This window comes from Stutzerimonas sp. LR2, assembly GCF_055755175.1.
Map to the genome: position 1 here is coordinate 1 of NZ_JBVTRR010000028.1, position 1310 is coordinate 1310.

At 51.0% G+C, this 1310-nt stretch carries 2 protein-coding genes and 1 pseudogene; all 3 read left to right on the forward strand.

What is annotated here, in order from left to right; genetic code table 11:
* Positions 1-342: pseudogene (locus tag ACVRRC_RS21760) on the forward strand (hypothetical protein); the annotation flags it as partial.
* On the forward strand, positions 320-985 hold the full coding sequence (locus tag ACVRRC_RS21765) for an HD family hydrolase (protein WP_472533509.1): 666 nt from the start codon (positions 320-322) through the stop codon (positions 983-985). The pseudogene ACVRRC_RS21760 and the gene ACVRRC_RS21765, both read left to right, overlap by 23 nt.
* Positions 986-1060: 75 nt before the next feature.
* Positions 1061-1310: hypothetical protein (locus ACVRRC_RS21770; RefSeq protein ID WP_472997543.1), on the forward strand; the 250-nt coding region annotated here is incomplete at its 3' end.

The window sequence follows — 1310 nt, forward strand, 5'->3', positions numbered from 1 at the left end:
GGTAAAGCGATCGCCTTGGCTATGTTACCGAAACCCAGAAAGATGAAGCGCAATAATCACTACCTTCAGTACCTGAATGCGCATGGTGGTGACACCTTCAGTGAGTTCCTGCTGGGTCGTCGCGCTCCCCTGGTTGAGCGTCGAACCCACGGCGATAGTTACCAATATCGGATGTACCGTGAAAAGTATTGCGAATACTACTCGTATCTGGGTCGTGATGTGGAAGGCGATTGGTGCCCTACCCAGAAAGCGGCCAAGGCCAGTTACAAGCTGGCATTAAAATCAGCGCGCGATAAGCGCAAGCAAAATCGGAGAGAAGATGACACTGCCGCATTACACTAAAGAGCAACTCAAAGCCCTTCAGGCTGACACGTCCGGTAATCTGACCGTGTTGGAGCGATCGCTGGTGGCGCAGCTATTGGCAACGATGCGCGCACCCGTAAAGCAAGGCCTCGTTCCTGATTGGATCCTGACTCATAGCGGTAAGCGATTTTCCTTCCAGGATATCGACCCGGAGACAATCGACATTGAGGACATTGCCACGGCGCTGTCCAATATCTGCCGTTTCACGGGTCATCTGGATCAGCATTACAGTGTGGCGCAACACTGCGTGCTCGTTAGCCATTTGGTTGAACCGCATCTTGCGTTCGAAGCATTGATGCATGATGCCAGCGAAGCGTATTGCGGTGACGTTAGCAGCCCACTTAAGGCGCGGTTACCGGATTATCGAGAAATCGAAGGCCGTGTCGATCGCACTATCCGAGCAAAGTACGGATTACCGCTGGTGGAGACGCCGGAAGTCAAGGTCGCCGATCTGCGGATGCTCGCCAGCGAGATGGGGATGTTTGGCCGTCATAATGCTCAGGCGGTTCCAGATCCCGATAAGTATCCACCAGCGGATATTATGGGGTTACGACTTCTTCCGGCGGAGGAAGCCCGCGCTGCTTTCCTTCAGCGATTCGAATTGCTTTACCCTGGAGAATAACCTCCAAAATATAGAGCCGTAGTATACCGAAATGATATACTTCGGCCTATTAAAATCCCAAGAGGTTAATATCCAATGAAAAAATCACTTGTTTTATTGTCTCTGGCCTTTGCGTTACCTGCGCTGGCTCAGGTTGAGTTGCCAGCGACCGAAGGGGAATTCCCAAAGATGCACCTGAACAAAGAGAATGAGCAGATCGCTCGCAAGGTTGCATTTGATTATCTTGCGAACGCAAAGATTTTCATTTCCCAGGGTACGGTGTCTAAAGACACGTTAACCTATGAAGCTATCATTGCAGACCAGCGCTGTACCATTGAGATGGAAT

Bases quoted from the DNA above. Each gene is read 5' to 3' on its own strand.
- ACVRRC_RS21765 (WP_472533509.1), top strand. From the start codon at position 320: ATGACACTGCCGCATTACACTAAAGAGCAACTCAAAGCCCTTCAGGCT.